At 65.6% G+C, this 15834-nt stretch carries 20 protein-coding genes; 5 read left to right on the top strand and 15 right to left on the bottom strand.

All coding sequences use genetic code 11. From position 1 onward, the window contains the following. The 11 genes from IPK20_10975 to IPK20_10925 form a co-directional block, all read right to left on the bottom strand. On the bottom strand, positions 1-309 hold the full coding sequence (locus IPK20_10975) for an urease subunit beta (GenBank protein ID MBK8017177.1): 309 nt from the start codon (positions 307-309) through the stop codon (positions 1-3). A gap of 21 nt (positions 310-330) precedes the next feature. Beyond that, a complete protein-coding gene (ureA, locus tag IPK20_10970) occupies positions 331-633 on the bottom strand; it encodes an urease subunit gamma (protein MBK8017176.1) in 303 nt (100 codons plus the stop codon). Positions 634-771: 138 nt separating this feature from the next. After that, on the bottom strand, positions 772-1470 hold the full coding sequence (gene urtE / locus IPK20_10965; GenBank protein ID MBK8017175.1) for an urea ABC transporter ATP-binding subunit UrtE: 699 nt from the start codon (positions 1468-1470) through the stop codon (positions 772-774). Between the two features lie 75 nt (positions 1471-1545). Next, a complete protein-coding gene (urtD, locus tag IPK20_10960) occupies positions 1546-2376 on the bottom strand; it encodes an urea ABC transporter ATP-binding protein UrtD (protein MBK8017174.1) in 831 nt (276 codons plus the stop codon). Continuing rightward, the gene (gene urtC / locus IPK20_10955) at positions 2373-3476 is read right to left on the bottom strand and encodes an urea ABC transporter permease subunit UrtC (GenBank protein MBK8017173.1); all 1104 of its coding nucleotides are present in this window, start codon (positions 3474-3476) and stop codon (positions 2373-2375) included. Before urtC ends, urtD begins: the two co-directional genes overlap by 4 nt. A 1-nt stretch (position 3477) precedes the next feature. Then, a complete protein-coding gene (gene urtB / locus IPK20_10950) occupies positions 3478-5100 on the bottom strand; it encodes an urea ABC transporter permease subunit UrtB (GenBank protein ID MBK8017172.1) in 1623 nt (540 codons plus the stop codon). Between the two features lie 114 nt (positions 5101-5214). Beyond that, positions 5215-6471, bottom strand: a complete 1257-nt coding sequence (gene urtA, locus IPK20_10945; GenBank protein ID MBK8017171.1) for an urea ABC transporter substrate-binding protein — start codon at positions 6469-6471, stop codon at positions 5215-5217. Positions 6472-7042: 571 nt separating this feature from the next. Further along, entirely contained in the window at positions 7043-7318 is a 276-nt protein-coding gene (locus IPK20_10940) for a hypothetical protein (protein ID MBK8017170.1), read from the bottom strand. Positions 7319-7400: 82 nt separating this feature from the next. Then, the gene (locus IPK20_10935) at positions 7401-7733 is read right to left on the bottom strand and encodes a DUF3301 domain-containing protein (GenBank protein MBK8017169.1); all 333 of its coding nucleotides are present in this window, start codon (positions 7731-7733) and stop codon (positions 7401-7403) included. After that, a complete protein-coding gene (gene ybaK / locus IPK20_10930; GenBank protein ID MBK8017168.1) occupies positions 7730-8236 on the bottom strand; it encodes a Cys-tRNA(Pro) deacylase in 507 nt (168 codons plus the stop codon). Before ybaK ends, IPK20_10935 begins: the two co-directional genes overlap by 4 nt. Beyond that, on the bottom strand, positions 8236-8835 hold the full coding sequence (locus IPK20_10925; protein ID MBK8017167.1) for a CoA pyrophosphatase: 600 nt from the start codon (positions 8833-8835) through the stop codon (positions 8236-8238). The genes ybaK and IPK20_10925 overlap by 1 nt, the downstream gene beginning before the upstream one ends. Positions 8836-8998: 163 nt before the next feature. On the opposite strand from IPK20_10925, the gene IPK20_10920 reads away from it, so the two are divergent. Further along, a complete protein-coding gene (locus IPK20_10920) occupies positions 8999-9244 on the top strand; it encodes a hypothetical protein (protein ID MBK8017166.1) in 246 nt (81 codons plus the stop codon). A 45-nt stretch (positions 9245-9289) separates the two neighbouring features. Continuing rightward, entirely contained in the window at positions 9290-9565 is a 276-nt protein-coding gene (locus tag IPK20_10915; protein MBK8017165.1) for a hypothetical protein, read from the top strand. 77 nt (positions 9566-9642) lie between these two features. Here the strand turns inward: IPK20_10915 and IPK20_10910 are convergent, their stop codons facing one another. Beyond that, a complete protein-coding gene (locus IPK20_10910) occupies positions 9643-11916 on the bottom strand; it encodes an NADP-dependent malic enzyme (GenBank protein ID MBK8017164.1) in 2274 nt (757 codons plus the stop codon). 97 nt (positions 11917-12013) lie between these two features. Between IPK20_10910 and IPK20_10905 the strand changes: the two genes are divergently transcribed. From IPK20_10905 to IPK20_10895, 3 genes are read left to right on the top strand one after another with little or no spacing between them, the layout of a single operon-like run. Next, positions 12014-12910 (top strand): TraB/GumN family protein, encoded by an 897-nt coding sequence (locus tag IPK20_10905; GenBank protein MBK8017163.1) that lies wholly within the window; start codon positions 12014-12016, stop codon positions 12908-12910. A 51-nt stretch (positions 12911-12961) separates the two neighbouring features. Next, a complete protein-coding gene (gene pip / locus IPK20_10900; protein ID MBK8017162.1) occupies positions 12962-13936 on the top strand; it encodes a prolyl aminopeptidase in 975 nt (324 codons plus the stop codon). 8 nt (positions 13937-13944) lie between these two features. Then, positions 13945-14385 (top strand): nuclear transport factor 2 family protein, encoded by a 441-nt coding sequence (locus tag IPK20_10895; protein ID MBK8017161.1) that lies wholly within the window; start codon positions 13945-13947, stop codon positions 14383-14385. A gap of 405 nt (positions 14386-14790) precedes the next feature. Here IPK20_10895 and IPK20_10890 read toward each other — a convergent pair whose 3' ends face one another. The 3 genes from IPK20_10890 to IPK20_10880 form a co-directional block, all read right to left on the bottom strand. Continuing rightward, on the bottom strand, positions 14791-15090 hold the full coding sequence (locus IPK20_10890) for a hypothetical protein (GenBank protein MBK8017160.1): 300 nt from the start codon (positions 15088-15090) through the stop codon (positions 14791-14793). Positions 15091-15154: 64 nt separating this feature from the next. Continuing rightward, positions 15155-15487: a hypothetical protein gene (locus IPK20_10885; protein MBK8017159.1), complete on the bottom strand. Its 333-nt coding sequence runs from the start codon at positions 15485-15487 to the stop codon at positions 15155-15157. Beyond that, entirely contained in the window at positions 15484-15747 is a 264-nt protein-coding gene (locus IPK20_10880) for a hypothetical protein (protein ID MBK8017158.1), read from the bottom strand. Before IPK20_10880 ends, IPK20_10885 begins: the two co-directional genes overlap by 4 nt. Positions 15748-15834: the final 87 nt, after the last annotated feature.

The following is a 15834-nucleotide window of genomic DNA, read 5'->3' as shown; positions in this document are numbered from 1 at the left end:
TTACGCGAGCCTCCCCTGCACCTTGCCCTGGAATCCGTAGACCATGCGGTCACCGGCGAACGCGACGAGCGTCACCTCGCGGGTCTGGCCCGGCTCGAAGCGCACCGCCGTGCCCGCCGGGATGTCGAGGCGCATGCCGTACGCCTTCTGGCGATCGAACGCGAGCGCTTCGTTGGTCTCGAAGAAGTGATAGTGCGAACCCACCTGCACCGGACGGTCGCCGGCGTTGGTGACGGTCAGCGTGACGGTGGGCCGGCCGGCGTTCAGTTCGATATGGCCGGGGGCGGTCTGGATCTCTCCGGGAATCATGGCGTGGCCTCGGGCGGTTTGTCAGGCGATGGGATTGTGGACGGTGACGAGTTTGGTGCCGTCCGGAAACGTGGCCTCGACCTGGATTTCCGGAATCATCTCGGCCACGCCGTCCATCACGTCGCCACGGGCCAGCAGCGACGCCCCGTAGCTCATGAGTTCGGCCACGGACCTGCCGTCCCGTGCGCCTTCCATGACGGCGGCGGTGATGAAGGCGACCGCCTCGGGATAGTTGAGCTTGAGACCGCGGGCCTTGCGCCTTTCGGCGAGCAGCGCGGCGGTGAAGACGAGAAGCTTGTCCTTCTCGCGAGGCGTCAGATCCATGGAAAACGCTCCTGGCTTGGTTCTCGGAGGCTGCGAGGAATCAGGCGGTCATGCTGGCGGTCATGCACACGGGGCACACGCAAGCAACCACCGACAGGGAACCCGATGCGTGAAGATCGTGCGCGAATCGTGCGGCGCTCAGACCGCGACCTGCGCCCTGACGTTGTCGCGATCCATGTCCTCCCCTCTCCCGCTTTTTACCACAACACCGCGGTTCAGCACCACGTAATGGTCCGCGAGATCGCGGGCGAAGTCGTAGTATTGCTCGACCAGCAGAATCGCCATGTCGCCGCGTCGCGCCAGGGCACGGATGGCGCGCTCGATGTCCTTGATGATGGACGGCTGGATGCCTTCTGTGGGCTCGTCGAGGATGAGCACCTTGGGTCGCATCGCGAGCGCACGGCCGATCGCGAGCTGCTGCTGCTGACCTCCCGACAGATCGCCGCCGCGCCGGTTGCGCATCTGGTCCAGCACGGGAAACATCTCCCAGATCTCGCCCGGAAGATCCTTGAGCGCCCCGGTTCTCTTGGATGCAAGCCCCATCAGAAGATTCTCTTCCACGGTCAGGCGGGGAAAGATCTCGCGGCCCTGTGGCACGTAGCCGATGCCGGCGGCGGCGCGCTCGAACGGCGTGGCACGCGTGATGTCCCTGCCGTCCAAGGTGATCGTGCCGGCGCGGACTTTCTCGACGCCCATGGCGCACTTCAGCAGCGTCGTCTTGCCGACCCCGTTGCGGCCCAGCAGCGTCGTGCACGCGCCGGTCGGCACTTCGAGCGAGACGTCGCGAAGCGTGTGACTGCTGCCGTAGAAATGATCCAGGTGTTGAATGCTCAGCATGGCGTTCGCCTTTGGGAGTTCAGGGAAGGCGCGATCGACGTGCGCGGTCGCGACGAGTCGGTCGAACCTGCCCTGTCAGCTGCCGAGGTAGACCTCGATCACGCGCTCGTCGTTCTTGACGACATCCATGGGGCCCTCTGCAAGCACGCTGCCCGCGTGCAACACGGTCACCGTGCGGGCGATGGACGCAATGAAGTCCATGTCGTGCTCCACGACCACGAGGGTGTGCGTGCCGGCGAGCTGGTTGAACAGTTCTGCCGTGCGGGCGGTCTCCTCGTCCGTCATGCCGGCCGCGGGTTCGTCCAGCAGCAGCAGTCTGGGCTCCTGCATGAGCAGCATGCCGATCTCCAGCAACTGCTTCTGCCCGTGCGACAGTGTTCCCGCCAGCCGGTGCGCTTCGGACTCCAGCCGGATCAGCGCGAGTGTTTCGCCGATGCGCTGCAGATCGCTCTGCGACAGCCGTGCCCGGAGGCTCGCGCGCACCCGCTTGTCGGTCTTCATCGCGAGCTCGAGGTTCTCGAACACGCTATGGTTCTCGAAGACCGTGGGCTTCTGGAACTTGCGCCCGATGCCCATGTGGGCGATCTCCGCCTCGGTGAAGCGGGTGAGGTCGAGCGTCTGGCCGAAGTACGCCGTGCCGGAGTCCGGCCGGGTCTTGCCCGTGATGACGTCCATCATGGTCGTCTTGCCGGCTCCGTTGGGCCCGATGATGCAGCGCAGTTCGCCGGTCTCGACCGTTAGCGTGAGCTGGTTGAGGGCGCGGAAGCCGTCGAAGCTCACGGTGATGTCCTCGAGATAGAGGATGGGACCGTGGCTGACATCGACACCTTCTTCCAGGATGTGCCCCAGACCCGAGACCTGTCCGGCCTTGAGATCCGTGTGGTTCGTTTCGATGGTCGTGCTCATGCCTTGGCCTCCTGACGCCTGGCGATCCATCCCGCCACGCCCTTGGGCAGGAACAGGGTCACTGCGACGAACAGCACGCCGAGGAAGAACAGCCAGTATTCGGGAAACGATTGGGTGAAGAAGCTCTTCGCGCCGTTGACGACCGCCGCGCCGATGATCGGTCCCAGCAGCGTGCCGCGCCCGCCCACCGCCACCCATATCGCGATCTCGATGGAGTTCGCCGGCGACATTTCGCTGGGGTTGATGATGCCCACCTGAGGGACGTAGAGGGCGCCCGCGATGCCGCACAAGACCGCCGAGAGCGTCCAGATCGACAGCTTGTACCAGAGCGGGTTGTAACCCGAGAACATCAGCCGGCTCTCGGAGTCCCGGATCGCCGTCAGCACGCGGCCGTACTTCGAACGCATGATGGCGCGGGTGAGCAGCAGACAGGCGGCAAGATAGACACCGGTGATCGCGAACAGGAATGCGCGGGTGTCGGGCTCGGCGATGCGGTAGCCGAGAACGCGCTTGAAGTCCGTGAAGCCGTTGTTGCCGCCGAAGCCGGTGTCGTTGCGGAAGAAGAGCAGCATCAGGGCGAACGTGAGCGCCTGGGTGATGATGGAAAAGTAGACGCCCTTGATGCGCGAACGGAAGGCGAAGAACCCGAACACGAAGGCGAGGATCCCGGGCACCAGCACCACGAGAGCAGCGGCGTACCAGAAGTGATCGGTGAACGACCAGTACCAGGGATAGGCCTTCCAGTCGAGGAACACCATGAAGTCCGGCAGGTCGCTCTGATACTGCCCTTCGCGCCCGATCATCCGCATGAGATACATGCCGAAGGCGTAGCCGCCGAGCGCGAAGAACGCTCCGTGGCCCAGGCTCAGGATGCCCGTGTAGCCCCAGATGAGGTTCATCGCCACGGCCACCACGCAGTAGCACATGATCTTGCCGATCAGCGTGACGAAGTAGGCGGACAGGTGGAACGGGCTGGATTCGGGCACCACGAGGAACATCACGGGCACCATCACCACGACGGCGATCACGAATGCGGCCAGCGCGGCCCAGCCCTTCGGCCCGAACAGAGGTTCGCGGCCGGGAATGGCGTAGGTCGTCATGTCAGTTCTCCACGGCACGCCCCTTGAGGGCGAACAGCCCCTGGGGACGCTTCTGGATGAAGGCGATGATCAGCACCAGGATGAGGATCTTGGTCGGTACGGCGCCGATGTACGGCTCCAGCATCTTGGACACCACACCCAGCCCGAGGGCCGCATAGACGGTGCCGAGCAGTTGCCCGACCCCGCCCAGCACCACGACCATGAACGAGTCGATGATGTAGCTCTGACCGAGATCCGGTCCGACGTTGCCGATCTGGGAGAGGGCGCATCCGGCCAGTCCGCCGATGCCCGAGCCGAGCCCGAAGGCCATCAGGTCCACGCGCCCCGTCGGCACACCCACGCAGGAAGCCATGGTCCGGTTCTGCGTGACGCCGCGGATGAACAGGCCCAGGCGGGTCTTCGAGAGCATCGCCCACACGAGCAGCATGACGGCGATGGAAAAACCGATGATCACGATGCGGTTGTACGGCAGCACCAGGTTGGTGAGCTCGATGCCGCCGCTCATCCACGTGGGGTTGGCGACTTCCACGTTCTGTGCGCCGAAGATCTGGCGCACGGCCTGGATGAGGAACAGGCTGATCCCCCAGGTGGCGAGCAGCGTCTCGAGCGGCCGGCCGTACAGCCAGCGGATCACCGTGCGCTCGAGGATCATGCCCACGATGGCCGCGGACAGGAATGCGACGGGCAGCGCGCAGACGAGATACCAGTCGACGCTTCCGGGCAGATGATTGCGGAACACCTGCTGCGTCGCGTAGGTGGCATAGGCCCCGATCATCAGCATCTCGCCGTGCGCCATGTTGATGACGCCCAGCAGGCCGTACGTGATCGCAAGACCCAGCGCGACGAGGAGGAGGATGCTGCCCAGGCTCACGCCGGTGAAGATCCGCCCGGCGAAGTCGTAGAACAGCAGCCGGCGTTCGATCGCGCTGAATGCCTCGATGGCGGCCTCGCGCACCGCGGCATCCGCTTCGTTGAAGTGGCCCGAGGCGTTCTTCTCGGTCAGCGGCTGGAGGAGATTCTTCGCCTTCCCGTCCCTGTTCTCCGCCAGAACGGCGATCGCTTCCAGGCGCTGCTTGGGATCGCTGCTTGCGAGCTTGGCTGCGGCTTCCGACTGCCGAAGAATCTCGCGGATCTCCGGCACGGTCTCGGCCGCGAGCGCTTTCGACAGAAGCGGCAGCGTTTGCTGCGTCGGTTCGACGCCCTTGGCCGCTTCCAGCCTTTCCTTGGGATCCCTGGAGAGAATCCTCAAGCCGGCCACGGCGGACTCGACCTTGGTACGAAGCCGGTTGTTGATGGTGACCTTCTCCATCTCGTCGGGCTCGTTCTCGAGCGCCTGACCGGTCACCGCATCCACGAGCTTGCCGCGGTCCTTGATCACGAACTGCTTCGCGGGCTTGACGCGCACCATGCCGTCGCGCAAGGCCGTGAGCAAAGCGAGCGAGAGCTCATCGCCCTGGGCGGCGATGGCATCGACGGCAGCCGCCTTGTCCGAGGCCTCTTCCGAAGCGAGACTTGCGACAGTCTGGGCGTCGAGCGCCAGCGCGAAGTGGCCCGTCAGAGCCCACAGCGCCAGCACCGCAACCCAGGCGCGCAGGACGCGGCCACCCCTGAGGTTCAACCTCATGGTCCAAAATCCCCTTGTCGAAAGACCCGGGCCGGACGGCCCGGGCGATTCACACGTGACGGTGTGCGGCACGGGCGGTCTTCTCCGGACCGCCCCGCCAGGTACTGCCCCGGATTACAGCTTCTGTTTGTTCTCGTTGCCGGCGATGAAGGGGCTCCACGGTTGCGCGCGGATCGGTCCCTTCGTCTTCCAGACGACGTCGAACTGACCGTCACCCTGCACTTCGCCGATCATGACGGGCTTGTGCAGGTGGTGGTTGGTCTCGTCCATCTTCAGCGTGAAGCCCGACGGTGCCTTGAACGTCTGGCCGGACATCGCCTTGCGGACCTTGTCCACTTCCACGGACTTGGCCTTCTCGACGGCCTGCTTCCACATGTGGATGCCGACGTAGGTGGCTTCCATCGGGTCGTTCGTCACCACGGTGTCGAGGTTGGGGACGTTGTTCTTCTTCGCCCACTCCTTGTACATCTTGATGAAGGCGGTGTTCTCGGAGTTCTTCACCGACATGAAGTAGTTCCATGCGGCCAGGTGGCCCACCAGCGGCTTGGTGTCCACGCCGCGCAGTTCTTCCTCACCCACCGAGAACGCGACGACCGGCACGTCCGTGGCCTTCAGGCCCTGGTTGCCCAGTTCCTTGTAGAAGGGTACGTTGGAGTCGCCGTTGATGGTCGAGATCACGGCCGTCTTCTTGCCTTCGGACGCGAACTTCTTGATCTTGGCGATGATCGTCTGGTAGTCGCTGTGACCGAACGGGGTGTAGTCCTCCATGATGTCGGCTTCGGCCACGCCCTTGCTCTTCAGGAAGGCGCGCAGGATCTTGTTGGTGGTGCGGGGATACACGTAGTCGGTGCCCAGCAGGACGAAGCGCTTGGCGCCACCGCCGTCGGCGCTCATCAGATACTCGACCGCCGGAATCGCCTGCTGGTTCGGCGCCGCACCGGTGTAGAACACGTTCTGCGAAAGCTCTTCACCCTCGTACTGCACGGGATAGAACAGCAGACCGTTCAGTTCCTCGAAGACGGGGAGCACGGACTTGCGGGACACGGACGTCCAGCAGCCGAAGACCACCGACACCTTGTCCTGCGTGATGAGCTGACGCGCCTTCTCGGCGAACAGAGGCCAGTTGGAGGCCGGGTCGACGACCACCGCCTCGAGCTTCTTGCCGAGGACGCCACCCTTCGCATTGATCTGCTCGATGGTCATCAATACGGTGTTCTTCAGCGCGGTCTCGCTGATCGCCATCGTGCCCGAGAGCGAGTGCAGCACACCCACCTTGATGGTGTCCGCTGCGGCGGCGATGCCCGCCGTGGAAAGCACCCAGGCTCCGGCAACGGCTGCAGCCGCTGCCTTCAATACGTGACGACGTTTCATGAATGAACGCTCCATTGAGGTTGTTGAGGTGCGAAAGAAGAATCGTGGCAGCCGTTCCCCCTGACGTCCCGGAGAGTTCCGAAGATTCATCCGACCGCATGAACCGGCTCTATCCGACGACATCGGCGACCGCGCGCCCCTCCTTCCGCAATGGCTGTGCCAAATTTCGATAGCCGCCTGTAAACCCGTGTGAACACTGGGTTTCGTGGTGAATGAGGCGCAACGGCCACGACGTTCATGCACCACCATGCACAGGCTCCCGCACCGTTGCAGCGCGTCGCCGGAGCGCGCCTGCACCGCAAACGTGCATGACGAAATCGCCATGGGTCTGGCCCGCGCCGAAGGCAGGCGCGGTGCGCCGGAATGCTCAGGGTGGAAGGTGCGAACGAGGTGTGGGCGTCACGCGAACGCCATGGGAGGATGGGCCGTCCGGATCAGAAAGGGGCCACCGGATGGGCACCGGGAAGCCGCCGCAGCGGCACCGTTCAATGTGGCGCGAGCCCTGGACGGGCTCGTGCGGAACAACAGGAAGCGGGACGAACGATCCGGAGAGCGGATCGTGCCGGCGGGATCAGGCGGAGCGATCCTGCGCCTTGTCGAGGTCCTTCTCCACCAGGGGCCGGACAAGCTCCAGCGCCTCGCGCAGCGTTTCCTCGGGCAGCGTATCCAGGCACTTGGCCAGGACATCCGCGGCGTCGTACGCGGCTTCCGGCAATTCGTCCGCGCTCAGGTTCGCGAAGAAGACGGAGGCGGCTCCGATCGTCCGCAGAAGGCTCTCGCGCTCGCTCATGAGCATCTCGATCTCCGCGCGCAACATCTCGGCGTCATTGCTCTGGGATCGGGCCATGGTTCACTCCGGTATCTGCGGGGAAAGAAGCAATGGTGCCACAGGTTCGTGACCGCCATCCGGCGCCGCCCCTCGAGGAAGGTCACTGCAGCGGAATGACGTTGTCCGCGTAGCCGGGTGGCGTGGCAAGGTGCACCGACAGGACGTCATGCCCCAGAAGGGTGACCCCGCCTTCCAGCCGGTTGTTGCCCGTATCGCTGTACTCGAAACCGTACACCCGCAGCAGTCGCAACCGGCCATCCTCGTCCCGCTGCAGACGCATCCGGCGCTGCGCCACGGTCCAGTCCAGGAACTGCAGCCCCTCGGCCGCGCATGCGCGCTCTCCCGCCACCAGGGCGACGTCCCGCGCCTTGAGGGAATCGAGCCAGTACCAGCCGAGGGCCACGGCGACGAGCAGAGCGAGGAATTCGATCATGGGGCGAGTCTACCCTGCTCCTTCACCCCCACCTTCACCAGCACCGGCTTCAGCACCCGCTGCGCATCCTTCGGGTCGATCCCCACCAGATATCCTCTGCGGCCGCCGTTGATGTAGATGCGCGGGAGCGCCAGGATCGTCTCCTCCATGTAGACAGGCATCTCCTTGCGTGTCCCGAAGGGACTCGTGCCGCCCACCATGTAGCCCGAATGCCGGTTCGCCGTCTCGGGCGCGCACGGGGAGATGGTCTTCACCTTGATGGCGCGCGCCAGTTCCTTGGTCGAGACCATGAGATCGCCGTGCATCAGGACGACGAGGGGACGCTTCGAGTCGTCCTCCATGATCAGCGTCTTCACGACCGCGTGCTCGTCCACGCCCAGCTCGCGCGCGGACACCGCCGTGCCGCCGCGGTCCTCGTAGTCGTACGGATGATCGGTGAAGGTCACGCCGTGCGCCCGCAGGACGCGCATGGCCGGCGTGACCGGAAAGTTGTCCTTCGCCATCAGAGCTCCGTGGTGAGGATGCGATACAGGCTGTGCAGCATCCCGGCGGTGGCACCCCAGATGTTGCGGCCCTCGTAAGGCATGGCGTAGTAGTGGCGCAGCAGGCCATTGCGCATCGCACTGCCCGTCTGGTGGTTCGCCGGATCGAGCAGGAAGGCAAGCGGCACTTCGAAGATCTCCTCCACCTCGAACGGATCCGGCGACAGTTCGAAGGGCGGCTCGATCCACCCGACGACAGGGGTCACGCGAAATCCGGTCGGGATGTCGTATTCGGGAAGCAGCCCCAGCGCCTCGATCCGGTCCCGGGGAAGACCCGTTTCCTCCAGCGTTTCGCGCAAAGCCGTGTCGATCCGGTCGATGTCGCCCGGATCCACCCGGCCACCGGGAAAGCTGATCTGGCCGGCATGGGCCGACAGGTGCGCCGTACGCTGCGTGAGCATCACCGTCGCACCGCCGGGACGGTTCACAAGGGGCACCAGAACCGCGGCGGCGATCGGCGTGCCGTCTTCGGAGTGCCGATACAGCGGGATGGACTCCGCGAGAGGCGGCAAACCTCCGGCAGCGGCGAGGAGCCGCTGGACTATCCAGTCGCGCGTGATGCAGTGCAGTTGCGGGGCCACGTCGGTGAAGGTCGGGATTCTGCGCGGAAGAAGCGGCGGACCGCCATGGATTCTACCGGGCGCCGGGCCGGCGGAGCGGACTTATACTGGACCGGCGTGCGGAAATCCCTGATCCGTTCGCAGCCACCGACAGGAGGTGTCCATGAATGTCCGAACCACGATCGCGGCGGTGATGCTGTCCGCCTTTTCCACCGGTGTCTGGGCCAACCACTGCCCGCTCGACATGAAGGCCATCGACGAGGCGCTCGCCGCCAAGCCGGTCCTCACGACCGCCCAGATGGACGAAGTCACGCGGTTGCGCGCCGAGGGCGAGACGCTGCACAAGGCGGGCAAGCACAAGGAGTCCGTCCAGGCGCTCGGCAAGGCGCGCAAGATACTCGGCATCTGAACCGGGAATGCGGCGAGGGCATGCGCCTTCGCCGCCTCGAGGAACATGCGAACTCTTCTCGCGGCACTGCTGATTCTCCCGGCCGCGTGCGCCCGCGCGGACTGTTTTCTCGAACTCGAACTCATCGGCACGGACCTGAAAGGCGTGAAGCTCACGGAATCCCAGAAACTGGCGGTGGCTCCGCTCATCGACGAGGGCCAGAAGCGCTGCCGGCTCGGAAGAAACGCCGCGGCCATGGCCTGCATCGAGAAGGCACGCCGGATCGCCGGCATCGTGCGTCCTGCGGACGACGACGAACCGCCGGATACGTCCGCCCGCTGACGGCGAATCCGCCGCGCCGTGCCATGACTCGGCGGGCAGGCGCGGCCGCGACGGAGTTCCGGAACGTTCCCTCCCGCTCAACGCAGCGACGCTGCGTCCACCACGGCAAGTGCGGTCATGTTCACCAGCCTGCGGACCGTCGCCGTGGGCGTCACGATGTGCACCGGCTTCGCCGCCCCCAGCAGGATCGGACCCACCGTGATGCCTTCGCCGCTCACCACCTTGAGCAGGTTGAAGGAGATGTTCGCGGCATCGAGCGTAGGCATGATCAGGAGATTGGCCTCGCCCTTCAGCCGCGAGTTGGGAAAGAGCTGCAGGCGGATCTTCTCGTCCAGCGCGGCATCGCCGTGCATCTCGCCCTCGACCTCCAGTCCCGGATCGCGCTGCTCGATCAACTCGCGGGCACGGCTCATCTTCTCCGATGAAGGGGAAGGCGAAGCACCGAAGTTGGAGTGCGAGCACAGCGCCACCTTGGGCACCAGGCCGAAACGTCTGACTTCCTCGGCCGCCAGGAACGTCATGTCGGCGATTTCCTCGGCCGTGGGATCGCGGTTCACGTACGTGTCGCAGATGAACAGCGTCCGCTTGGGCAGCATCAGCATGTTCATGGCGGCGAAACGCTTGACCCCGGCCCGCAGTCCGATCACGTTGGAAATGGTCTCGAGATGCTGCTGGTGCTGGGCGTAGGTGCCGCACAGCATCGCGTCGGCGTCCCCGAGCCTCACCATGAGCGCGCCGATCAGCGTCATCCGGCGCATGACCTCCCGCTTGGCGAGTTCCACCGACACGCCCTTGCGCTGCATGAGCGAGTGGTACGTCTGCCAGTAGGTGCGGTAGCGCGGATCGGAGTTCGGATTCACCAGTTCGAAGTCGGTCCCCGGACGGATGCGCAGGCCGTTGCGTTCCAGGCGCGGCAGCACGACCTCCGGACGTCCGATGAGGATGGGCCTGGCGAGGCCTTCGTCGACCACCACTTGCACGGCCCGCAGCACCCGCTCGTCCTCGCCCTCCGCATACACCACGCGCCTGGACGACTTCTTCGCCGCCGTGAAGACGGGCTTCATGATGAGACCCGACTGATAGACGAAGCTGGTGAGCTGATCCCGGTACGCCTGGAAATCGGCGATGGGCCGCGTCGCGACGCCGCTCTCCATGGCGGCCTTGGCGACCGCCGGGGCAATCTGCACGATGAGCCGCGGATCGAACGGCTTGGGAATGAGATATTCGGGGCCGAACGTGAGGTCCTCCTGGCCATAGGCGGAGGCGACGACGTCCGACTGCTCCGCCATGGCGAGTTCCGCGATCGCGTTCACGGCAGCGAGCTTCATCTCCTCCGTGATCGTGGTGGCCCCGACGTCGAGCGCGCCGCGGAAGATGAACGGAAAGCACAGGACATTGTTCACCTGGTTCGGGTAGTCCGACCGGCCGGTGGCGATCACCGCATCCGGCCGCGCCTGCTTCGCGAGGTCCGGCATGATCTCGGGCGTCGGATTGGCCAGCGCCAGGATGAGCGGCTTGTCGGCCATGGTGGCGACCATCTCCGGCTTCAGTACGCCTCCGGCCGACAAGCCCAGGAACACGTCGGCGCCGGGGATGACCTCGGCGAGCGTCCGCGCCTTCGTCTCCCTGGCGTAGCGCGCCTTGTTGTCGTCCATCTCCTCCGTGCGCCCCGCGTACACCACACCCTTGATGTCCGTGACGAGGATGTTCTCCATGCGCACGCCCAGCTGCACGAGCAGGTCCAGACACGCGAGTGCGGCTGCGCCCGCACCCGAGCAGACCAGCTTCACTTCCTCGATGCGCTTTCCCACCACCTTGAGACCGTTGCGCAGCGCCGCCCCGACGATGATCGCCGTACCGTGCTGATCGTCGTGGAAGACCGGGATCTTCATCCGGCCGCGCAACTGCCGCTCCACGTGGAAGCACTCCGGCGCCTTGATGTCTTCGAGATTGATGCCGCCGAAGGTCGGTTCGAGAGACGCGATGATCTCGACCAGCTTGTCCGGATCGCGCTCGTTGATCTCGATGTCGAACACGTCGATGCCCGCGAACTTCTTGAACAGGACGGCCTTGCCTTCCATCACCGGCTTGGCGGCCAGCGGCCCGATGTTGCCCAGCCCCAGCACTGCGGTGCCGTTGGTGATGACGCCGATGAGATTGGCGCGCGACGTGTAGCTGTGAACGGTGGCGGGGTCCGCGACGATCTCGTTGCAGGCGGCAGCCACACCGGGGGAATACGCGAGCGCGAGGTCGCGCTGGTTGATGAGGCCCTTGGTGGGCAGGATCGAGATCTTCCCGGGGGTGGGAAGCCGGTGGTAGTCGAGTGCTGCCTTCTTCAGGGAGTCGTCCATGGAACTGACCGTTATAGGAAGGCAATGGATTATACGCGGCGCATACCGGGCGGTTTGCTAGACTCCGCCGGGTCCCAGCGTCAACGGAAATTTCCCTGTGCTGATTCGCATCGCCGCACTGCTGACCGCAGTCTTCCTCGCCATCGCGGCCCCGCCCGAGGTCCGGGCGCAGTCGGGCAATCGCGGATTGCTGTGGGAGGTCACGTCCAGCCGCACGACCGTGTATCTGCTCGGTACCATTCACGTGGGCGACAGCAGGATGTATCCCCTGCCGCCGCACGTGGAGAAAGCCTACGCCTCCGCCTCGGCGATCGCGCTGGAGGCCGACCTGTCCACCGGCGAGGCCATGCTCGCCGCCGCAATGGGCGCCATGTACGTCTCGCCGGACTCCCTGGACCAGCACGTCCCGCCCGAGCTTTTCAGGAACGTGACCGAATTGCTGCGTTCGTACGGTCTCCCCGTGGAACTCGGCAGAAGCCTCAAACCGCACATGCTCGCCATGGCGCTCACCATGATGGAAGTCGGTCGCGCGGGCCTCGATGCCTCCCTGGGCCTGGACCTGCATCTCGCGCAACGGGCACACCGGGATGGCAAGAAGGTGATGGAACTGGAATCGATCGGCCAGCAGATGCAGATGCTGGACGGCCTGCCGGCCGACGCTCAGGTGGCGATGCTGGAGGCCACGGTACAGGGCATACGGGCCGGAACGTTGTCCGCGGACATGACCTCCCTGGTGGAGGCCTGGCGCAAGGGCGAAGCCGAGAAGCTGGACGAGGTCGCCATGCGCGACCTGCAGCACATGCCGCCCGCCACCGCGCGATCGCTCAAGTCGAGGCTCTACGACGATCGCAACCGCGCCATGGCGGACAGGATCGCGCAGATGCTCGACGCCAGCGAAGTGGTCCTCGTCGCGGTCGGCGCGGGCCACATGACGGGGCCGGAGGGGCTCGTGGCACTTCTCAAGGCCCGCGGGTTCGCCGTCCGGCGGCTCTGAACGGACGGACCGCACCTCCCTGCGTTCCCATCACTTCGTCCCGCGGAATCCATGAACGAGATCTTTCCCAGCCTGCTCCGGACCGAGTTGTATCCCGAGATCGAACCGCATCGCACCGGCTGGCTGCCCCTCGACGAACGCCACACGATGTACTGGGAGGAAAGCGGCAATCCGCAGGGCACGCCGGTGCTGTTCCTCCATGGCGGTCCGGGCGCGGGCGCCAGCGCGGCCCACCGGCGCTTCTTCGATCCGGGCCACTACCGCATCGTCATCTTCGATCAGCGCGGCGCGGGCCGTTCGAGCCCGCTGGGAAGCGTGGAGGACAACACCACGCCGCATCTCGTCGGGGACATCGAGAAGCTCCGAACAGCTCTGGGCATCGACCGCTGGGTCGTCTTCGGCGGATCCTGGGGGTCGACGCTGGCGCTCGCCTACGGCGAAGCGCATCCTGAACGCTGCCTCGGATTCATTCTCCGCGGGATCTTCCTCTGCCGGCCGCAGGAGATCGACTGGTTCCTGTACGGAATGCGGTCGGTATTTCCGGACGTGTGGGACCGCTTCGCCGGATTCATCCCGGCCGGAGAACGCAACGACCTGCTCACAGCCTATCGCCGCAGACTGCAGGATCCCGATCCTGCGGTGCACATGCCGGCCGCGCGCCACTGGAGCCTCTACGAAGGGGCCTGCTCCACGCTGCTGCCCAGCGAGGACGCCCTCAGGCACTTCGGCGACGACGTCGTGGCCCTGGGGCTCGCGCGCATCGAGGCGCACTACTTCGCGCACGAGATCTTCCTGCCGCCCGACAGCCTGCTCGCCAACGTGCACCGCATCCGGCACCGGCCCTGCGTTATCGTGCAGGGCCGCTACGACATGGTATGTCCTGCCATCACGGCCTTCGATCTCAGGACCGCCTGGCCGGAGGCGGAATTCAGGCTGGTTCCGGATGCCGGCCATTCGGCATGGGAGCCGGGCATCCGCGCCTGCCTCATGAGCGCGACGGAAAAATTCAAACGGGAACTGGAGTGAATGTCACGATGGATACCGCACTGCCCGCCGTACTTGCCCGGTACATGGCCGGCCTCAAGGCTCACGACGTCCCCGCCATCCTCGACACGGTGGCCGACGACATCCGGTTCGAGTCCGTGGGGCGCACCCTCGACAAGACGTCCTTCGGCGCGATGCTGACGGCCCTCTACACGGGGTTTCCCGACTGGAACTACGACCACGACGCACCGGCCCTGGAAGACGGCTGGTGGTACGTGGTGTGGCGCCAGAGCGGCACCCACGGCGGGACGTTCGCGCTGCCGGGAATGGACCCCGTTCCGGCGACCGGCAAGTTCGTGCGCATTCCACCGCAGCGTTTCTGGTACCGGGTGGAAGGCGACCGCATCACCGTGATCCGCCCCGAACCGATCGAAGGGGGCGCCCCCATCGGCATCCTGCAGCAGATCGGCGTGGCGAAACCACCTCTCTAGCCAAGATCAGGAGACGCCGCACGCATCGTGCCCGAGAAGGGCTTCGTGGCGGTCGCGCGATCCGCCATGACGTGCCGGGAGGAAAAAAGGTAGGGGCCGCACCAAGGGAGACCATGCGTGTGTCGAGGGCCATCGAGAGGCCCTCAGGCGGTGCAGCCCCGCACATCGAGCCGCCCTGGAAAAGGACGGCAGCGTTGAGCGTGCGCAGTGTCTCGCGGGAGGCTTACAGGAAGCTTTCCGGGAACACCGGCCCCCGGCTCTCCGTCCCGACAGCGTCGGGCGGACTGCGGCGGCCGATGCCGATGGTCCGCGGCTCGCAGCATCCGGGACGCGCATTCCACTCGGGTCCATCACGCGGAATTCGCTGCCCGCTCCAGGGACGCGACCCTCCCGCGTGCCCCCGGCCTACCTTTCCGGTATCGCCGCCAGCGTGTCCTCGTCCGACGCGTCGTCGTAGAGCACCCAGGCATCGCAGTCGGCGGGCGACACGCGGGGCGCCCATTCGGGCGCGGGCAGATCGCAGTAGAGAGAATCGGAAAGTTCGTGCAGCGAATGGCGGCGGGCATGAGCGAGCAGTGCCCGGCTCACGTCGCTGGCACGCAACCGCAGCAACCGGTCGTACCATGCACCGCGCAACAAGGTGTCGTTCCAGACGACGATGTACGGCTTGGAGAAGCGGGCCTGGGCGAGATACGAAACCGTCATGGCAGTTCCGCCGTTCGGCAGTCGTTGGGAACGCGGCTCCGGGGGCGTGTTCCCGGCGGGGGCCTCAGGCCTTGACGTCCACGCCCGCGGGAGGCGATTCGTCTTCCTCCCGGCGCGCGATCGCGCGGCGATCCCGGCCCGACCGGGTGTCGATCAGCACAGGCAACTGACGCTTGCGGCGGTCCTTCGCCCGTCTGTCGTCTTCGTTGCGCCGTTCTTCGGTGACCGCCTCCTCGACGGCTGGCGCCGGGCTCGAAGCCGCGGTCTCCTGTCCGGGCCAGCGCCGTCGCGGCTCATCCTCCGAGATCGGATTCACCGGGCCGACGGTGCCCACATCGGCGACCGGCACCGTGTCCGGCACCGTGAACACGGGCGGACTGGGCGCGTTGATCCTCATGGCCTGGTCTTGCCGCCACCCGCCGTGTCGTTGATCGCGTCGAGCGTGCTCTTCTGCATTTCGAGGGTCTTGATCGTCATCTGCAGGAACGTCAGATTCATCCTGAGCCAGTTCTCGACCGCCTGCAGTTCCGCGATCTTCTTCTGCACATCCTCCACGTTCATGGTCGGCTGGAACATGCCGGGCAAGGGAAACGACATGGGGTTCCACATCTTGCGGAAGAACTCCAGCGGATCTCCGGATTCGGTTCCTTCGGCCATCAGCGTCTCCTCGTTCCAGCGTTGTACCGCAGGGGCCGCCGCGAAACGGTCAGGCCCACCCACCGTGGCGGCACAGCCCATCCCGGC

The sequence above is a fragment of the Betaproteobacteria bacterium genome, from assembly GCA_016713305.1.
In the GTDB taxonomy this organism is placed as follows: domain Bacteria; phylum Pseudomonadota; class Gammaproteobacteria; order Burkholderiales.
This window is presented reverse-complemented; position numbering and strand designations above follow the sequence as displayed.

What these genes read in the sequence shown, in the direction of transcription:
- urtA (MBK8017171.1), bottom strand. Translation starts at nt 6,471, where the DNA reads ATGAAACGTCGTCACGTATTGAAGGCAGCGGCTGCAGCCGTTGCCGGA.
- urtB (MBK8017172.1), bottom strand. Translation starts at nt 5,100, where the DNA reads ATGAGGTTGAACCTCAGGGGTGGCCGCGTCCTGCGCGCCTGGGTTGCG.
- IPK20_10975 (MBK8017177.1), bottom strand. Translation starts at nt 309, where the DNA reads ATGATTCCCGGAGAGATCCAGACCGCCCCCGGCCATATCGAACTGAAC.
- urtC (MBK8017173.1), bottom strand. Translation starts at nt 3,476, where the DNA reads ATGACGACCTACGCCATTCCCGGCCGCGAACCTCTGTTCGGGCCGAAG.
- IPK20_10895 (MBK8017161.1), top strand. Translation starts at nt 13,945, where the DNA reads ATGGATACCGCACTGCCCGCCGTACTTGCCCGGTACATGGCCGGCCTC.
- urtE (MBK8017175.1), bottom strand. Translation starts at nt 1,470, where the DNA reads ATGCTGAGCATTCAACACCTGGATCATTTCTACGGCAGCAGTCACACG.
- pip (MBK8017162.1), top strand. Translation starts at nt 12,962, where the DNA reads ATGAACGAGATCTTTCCCAGCCTGCTCCGGACCGAGTTGTATCCCGAG.
- urtD (MBK8017174.1), bottom strand. Translation starts at nt 2,376, where the DNA reads ATGAGCACGACCATCGAAACGAACCACACGGATCTCAAGGCCGGACAG.
- ureA (MBK8017176.1), bottom strand. Translation starts at nt 633, where the DNA reads ATGGATCTGACGCCTCGCGAGAAGGACAAGCTTCTCGTCTTCACCGCC.
- IPK20_10890 (MBK8017160.1), bottom strand. Translation starts at nt 15,090, where the DNA reads ATGACGGTTTCGTATCTCGCCCAGGCCCGCTTCTCCAAGCCGTACATC.
- IPK20_10940 (MBK8017170.1), bottom strand. Translation starts at nt 7,318, where the DNA reads ATGGCCCGATCCCAGAGCAATGACGCCGAGATGTTGCGCGCGGAGATC.
- ybaK (MBK8017168.1), bottom strand. Translation starts at nt 8,236, where the DNA reads ATGGCGAAGGACAACTTTCCGGTCACGCCGGCCATGCGCGTCCTGCGG.
- IPK20_10935 (MBK8017169.1), bottom strand. Translation starts at nt 7,733, where the DNA reads ATGATCGAATTCCTCGCTCTGCTCGTCGCCGTGGCCCTCGGCTGGTAC.
- IPK20_10880 (MBK8017158.1), bottom strand. Translation starts at nt 15,747, where the DNA reads ATGGCCGAAGGAACCGAATCCGGAGATCCGCTGGAGTTCTTCCGCAAG.
- IPK20_10920 (MBK8017166.1), top strand. Translation starts at nt 8,999, where the DNA reads ATGAATGTCCGAACCACGATCGCGGCGGTGATGCTGTCCGCCTTTTCC.
- IPK20_10885 (MBK8017159.1), bottom strand. Translation starts at nt 15,487, where the DNA reads ATGAGGATCAACGCGCCCAGTCCGCCCGTGTTCACGGTGCCGGACACG.
- IPK20_10910 (MBK8017164.1), bottom strand. Translation starts at nt 11,916, where the DNA reads ATGGACGACTCCCTGAAGAAGGCAGCACTCGACTACCACCGGCTTCCC.
- IPK20_10915 (MBK8017165.1), top strand. Translation starts at nt 9,290, where the DNA reads ATGCGAACTCTTCTCGCGGCACTGCTGATTCTCCCGGCCGCGTGCGCC.